General features: G+C 32.8%; 6 protein-coding genes and 1 pseudogene. 3 read left to right on the forward strand and 4 right to left on the reverse strand.

Annotated features, from left to right (window positions below; genetic code table 11):
• Positions 1–95: 95 nt before the first annotated feature.
• The 4 genes and pseudogenes from Q0616_RS04520 to dnaA all read right to left on the reverse strand — a co-directional run.
• A pseudogene (locus Q0616_RS04520) lies at positions 96–257 on the reverse strand (DNA-binding protein); the annotation flags it as partial.
• Between the two features lie 183 nt (positions 258–440).
• Positions 441–1,148, reverse strand: a complete 708-nt coding sequence (locus Q0616_RS04525) for an SAM-dependent methyltransferase (protein WP_171621575.1) — start codon at positions 1,146–1,148, stop codon at positions 441–443.
• 9 nt (positions 1,149–1,157) lie between these two features.
• Positions 1,158–1,604, reverse strand: coding sequence for a low molecular weight protein-tyrosine-phosphatase (locus Q0616_RS04530; RefSeq protein ID WP_286483833.1), 447 nt, complete (start codon positions 1,602–1,604; stop codon positions 1,158–1,160).
• A gap of 18 nt (positions 1,605–1,622) precedes the next feature.
• The gene (dnaA, locus tag Q0616_RS04535) at positions 1,623–3,047 is read right to left on the reverse strand and encodes a chromosomal replication initiator protein DnaA (protein WP_298775442.1); all 1,425 of its coding nucleotides are present in this window, start codon (positions 3,045–3,047) and stop codon (positions 1,623–1,625) included.
• 257 nt (positions 3,048–3,304) lie between these two features.
• Here dnaA and Q0616_RS04540 point away from each other — a divergent pair, with 257 nt between their 5' ends.
• From Q0616_RS04540 to Q0616_RS04550, 3 genes are all read left to right on the forward strand, one after another.
• Entirely contained in the window at positions 3,305–3,565 is a 261-nt protein-coding gene (locus Q0616_RS04540; RefSeq protein ID WP_171621573.1) for a hypothetical protein, read from the forward strand.
• 86 nt (positions 3,566–3,651) lie between these two features.
• Entirely contained in the window at positions 3,652–4,071 is a 420-nt protein-coding gene (locus tag Q0616_RS04545; protein WP_171621572.1) for a thioesterase family protein, read from the forward strand.
• Positions 4,072–4,164: 93 nt separating this feature from the next.
• Complete coding sequence (locus tag Q0616_RS04550) at positions 4,165–4,695, forward strand: adenine phosphoribosyltransferase (protein WP_298775440.1); 531 nt, start codon at positions 4,165–4,167, stop codon at positions 4,693–4,695.
• Positions 4,696–4,765: the final 70 nt, after the last annotated feature.

The raw sequence follows: 4,765 nt of genomic DNA on the forward strand, positions 1-4,765 counted from the left end.
ATACAAGTGAATTTCCAACATTTCAGCAAGATAATTGTAGTAATAATCAGTGGAATCATTAGTTTTGAATGTAGCTAGTTAAGGGAAGATTACACTCGAATATCAGCTTCAGAAAGTGCAGAGAACTTTTCTATTTCTGCTGTTAATTCGTCGATGCTAACTTCACCATCTGTTTTTGCGCTTGCATACCATTTTTTTACACCTCCTCTAGCTACTCCTGGTTGCGGTTTTTCTACTAAGTTAAATTTTATTGCCATAGCATATTTTTTTGGTTAATTAATTCGTATTAAGATAGTTATTTTTTTATTAATACTCAACAAGACACAAAAAATGATTAAATAAAATAGCCAACTTATGGAAGTTGGCTATTTTATTTACTTTGAAACAACGACTCGTGAAAAGCGACACGAAGTGTTGATCTATTAGTTTAAAAAATTAGTTTAAGCTTGCATCACAAAAATTGCGGGACGTTTGTGGTAATCGTATTGTTCATTTTTCCACTCTTTGATGGATAATGTACGAATATCTTCGTCGTCTAAAGTAATATGACACGCCACACAAATCTTGGTTTCGGCACGAAGAATTTTCGTTAAATCGTCTACCATTTGATTATTACGATAAGGCGTTTCCATAAAAATTTGAGCAATTCCAGTCTTTGCACTTTCGTTTTCTAAATGTGCTAATTTCTTTTTACGTTCGGTTTTATCGATAGGTAAATAGCCATGAAACGCAAAGTTTTGACCATTCATTCCAGAGGCCATCAAAGCCAAAAGAATCGACGATGGACCTACTAAAGGTACAACCTGAATTCGTTTTTGTTGCGCCACCTTTACCAACTGTGCACCCGGATCGGCAACAGCAGGTAAACCAGCTTCGGAGATAATACCCAAGGAGATTCCTTTGTCCAATAATTTAATCAAATCGAACAGCTCTTCTGGTTCTGTATCTTTGTTAAGAATGTAAATATCTAAATCGGCTTGTACTTTTTCGGGACAAACTTGCTTGATAAACTTACGTGCAGATTTCTCGTTTTCCACGACAAAAGTAGTTAACGAACGAATAATATCAAGATTGTATAAAGGCAATACTCTACTGTGTTCGCTTTCGCCTAATAGCGAAGGAATCAAATAAACTTTAGCCGTATTCATAATTATTTTTTAAAGATTGTATTTTTTGATGATACCGTCAGTGGCTTCATCTAATAATTGGTAAACATGCTCGAAAGCATCTTCGCCATCGTAATAAGGATCAGGTACATTGTGCGCAAGACCTGTCCCTTCTTTCAGAATTAATTTTACTTTTTCTTTTTCTTCTTCGTTACGAGCTAATTGCTGCAAATCGATCGAGTTTTGTTTATCCATTGCAAAAATCAAATCAAATTCTTCGAAAAAGATTAGATTGAAATGCATCGCACGTTGATCGGAAATATCAACGCCATATTTCTTTGCCACTGCAACGGAGCGTCTGTCTGGTTGTTCGCCAACGTGCCAATTTCCTGTACCAGCAGAATCTACCAAATGATTGTCGCCAACCTTTGCTTGTAAAATACCTTCTGCCAAGGGAGAACGACAAATATTCCCCAAACAAACCATTAAAATTTTCATAGAAAAAGTATTAACTATTTAATCAGCAATTTTACGCGAAATATCTTCGATATAACCACGGAATTGCTTGTCTGTTTCTTGTAAGTTTTTAACTGTTTTACAAGCATGCAAAACAGTTGCGTGATCACGTTTACCAATTTGAGAACCGATACTCGCCAACGAGGCTTTTGTGTATTGTTTTGCAAAATACATCGCCAATTGACGCGCTTGTACCACATCGCGTTTACGTGTTTTAGATTGAATATCTTCCATCTTCACTTTAAAATATTCGCAAACCGTTTTTTGAATATAATCAATTGAAATTTCTTTACGAGCCGTTTGCACCAATTTAGAGAGTGTACGTGCTGTAAGATCTAACGTAATCTCGCGTTTATTTAATGTTGCTTGTGCAATGATAGAATTCAAAGAACCTTCTAATTCGCGCACATTTGTATCAATATTTTGAGCGATATAATCCATTACTTCGTCAGGGAATTCGATTCCGTCATTTTCTAATTTTTGTTTCAAAATAGATAGACGTGTATTGTAGTCTGGATTTTGCAAATCTGCTGATAATCCCCATTTGAAACGAGAAATCAAACGATCTTCCATATCTTGGATATCTGCAGGAGATTTATCCGAAGTCAAAATAATTTGATTTCCTCTTTGATGTAAGTGGTTAAATATATCGAAGAAAACTTCTTGCGTTCTTGTTCTTCCTGATAAAAACTGAATATCATCCATAATCAAAACATCAATCATTTGATAAAAGTGAATGAAATCATTTTGATTATTATTTTTTACAGCTTCGATAAATTGTTGTGTAAATTTCTCTGTCGAAACATACAAAACCGTTTTCTCTGGATGTAAATCTTTTACTTCTAAACCTATCGCATGCACCAAATGAGTTTTTCCTAATCCTACTCCACCATAAATAAAAAGTGGATTGAACGAAGTCCCTCCTGGACGTTTGGCAATCGCACGACCAGCAGCACGAGCTAATCGGTTTGATTCTCCTTCGATAAAATTACTGAAGGTATAATTGTGATTTAACTGTGAATCAATTTTAAGTTTTTGTAATCCTGGGATAATAAAAGGATTCATCATTTTACCCGCCTGTAAATTCATTGGCGCTTCAACCTCTTGTGGGCGAGGTTTTTCTTTGTTCGAGCTTGGAATACGAACGGTAAATGGTTCACGTCCTTGTGACTTTTGGTCCATCAAAATACTATAAACTAATTTCGCATCAGAACCAAGTTCTTTTTGTAAGGCACTTTTTAAAATTTTGATATAATGTTCCTCTAACCATTCGTAAAAAAATTTACTTGGTACTTGTATTGTTAAAACATTATTATTTAGTTTGCCCGGACGAATCGGAACAAACCATGTATTGAATGCATCTTCCGCAATGTTGTCTTTGATAAAAGACAAGCATTTTTCCCACACAGAATTTGCAGTTATCATCGTAATATTGTCCAAAAGTGCTTAAGTTTTAATGTAAATTATTGATTATCAAACCTATTTTTTAACAGGAGCTTATCTACAAAATTGTGAACAAATTTTGAATAAAAAAAATGATTTGGGTATTGATATATTAAAAAATACTTTGTATATAATAAAAGTCAACAAGTAGTTTTAGACAAAATAAAAGTACTACAAAGATAATCTTTTCATACATATTTTGTCTTATCAAAATTAATATTTATTATTTTTGTATTACTATGGAAATTACACAAGAAAAAATTGACTTTGCAATTATCAAAGTAGAAAATCATTTAAATGATTTAGGAATTAAAAATAATTTTTCGCTTTTACGAATTGAACAAGTTGAAGAAGAAAATGTAAGGATTTTTTATTATGAAATTGCGAATCCTACATTCAAAACAATTATTCAAATTCAATATGATTTCTTAAAGGAAGAGCAAAAAGATTCTTCTCAAACATCTTTTAGTTGGATGGATTACAAAAAAATTACTGAATAGACTTTTTCATTTTTTAGCTAATTAATGACCAAGTCTTTTTTTTGTTCTCTACTTTTGAAGTTTTAAAATGATGTATTAGAAAAATTATGGAGAAGATAGAACAATTGAATGTTTTTCGTACTAAAACGCGTATTTTATATAAACATACCGATCAAATGAAGGTAGTGTATTATGGTAACTATCCCGAATTTTATGAAATTGGACGTGTTGAATTGATGCGTGAGAGAGGTTTTCCTTATGCGGAGTTGGAAGCAATGGGAATTCAGATGCCAATTATCGAAATGCATTCAAAATATGTTGGAAGTGCTTTGTATGATGAATTAATCGAAATTGAAACAACCGTTCCAGAGCGTGATAAAGGTGTTCGTATTCGTTTTAATTATACGATTTATAATGAGGCAGGAAAAATAATTAATCAAGGTTATACAATTTTGTGTTGTATTGATGCTGAAACACGTCGACCAGTTCGAATTCCGGAACGTATTTGGACAAGTTTAGGATTATAAAATTATTTAGACTCATTAATAATTCGTAAAAAGAAATTCTTGCAAATGAATTCTCATTAAATTTGTCTCTTAACAAAACATGATTAAAAACGAATGTCAACACTTCAAGAAAAAATCAATCAAACGATTGTAGACGTTATCGATTTTCCAAAAGAAGGAATTGTCTATAAAGATATTACACCATTGTTCTTAAACGCAGAACTTTCGGATGAAATTGTAGATGCGTTTGTAGATAGAGCCAAAGGAAAAGTAGATGTAGTTTGTGGAATCGAAAGCCGTGGTTTTTTGTACGGGATTCAAATTGCTCAAAAACTAAAAGTTCCTTTTGTGCTTATTCGCAAAGCAGGTAAATTACCGCCTCCTACAATTAATCAATCTTATGATTTGGAATATGGACAAGCAACAATTGAAGTTAATTCAAATTACATCAAAGATGGTGCGCGTGTTTTAATTCATGATGATGTTTTGGCAACTGGCGGTACAGCTGAAGCTTGTGCTAAATTGGTTGAAAAATGTGGAGGTAAAACAACACAATTTTCTTTTATCGTTGATTTAACTTTCTTAAATGGAAAAGATAAGTTAACAACTTTTGCAACCGATATCGTTACATTGATAGAATATTAAGTAAAAACCGTTCAAAAAAGTTGAACGGTTTTTTTTATTCTTTTTTGGGTGCTATAATCACTTCGGGTGT

This window comes from uncultured Empedobacter sp. (assembly GCF_937930195.1).
Lineage (GTDB): Bacteria > Bacteroidota > Bacteroidia > Flavobacteriales > Weeksellaceae > Empedobacter > Empedobacter stercoris.